The organism is Deferrisoma palaeochoriense, assembly GCF_054656955.1.
Genome location: NZ_BAAHXI010000231.1, coordinates 1 through 232 on the forward strand (window position 1 = coordinate 1; position 232 = coordinate 232).

The window sequence follows — 232 nt, forward strand, 5'->3', positions numbered from 1 at the left end:
AAGGTCGAGATCTGCCAGTCGTAGTGGGACGCGATCCAGGTGCCCCGGGCCTTGGGCCGGTTCACGTAGGCCAGCACCACGCCCACCACCATGGTGATGCCGTAGAGGAAGGCCAGGAGGTAGAGGGCGTAGATCACGGCGGGGATGGTTTTGGGGGACGAGCCCACGTCGCGGGCGAGGTCGGCCACGGCCGACTTCATCGGCTCCAGGGCGTAGACCTCGGCCGCGCCGT

Annotated in this window: 1 protein-coding gene; it reads right to left on the reverse strand. The window is 68.1% G+C overall.

Annotation, left to right across the window (positions count from 1 at the left end; all coding sequences use genetic code 11):
* Nucleotides 1-232 (reverse strand): DUF4870 family protein (locus tag ACYQ8L_RS18825; RefSeq protein WP_459943339.1); only part of this gene is annotated, 232 nt, incomplete at both ends.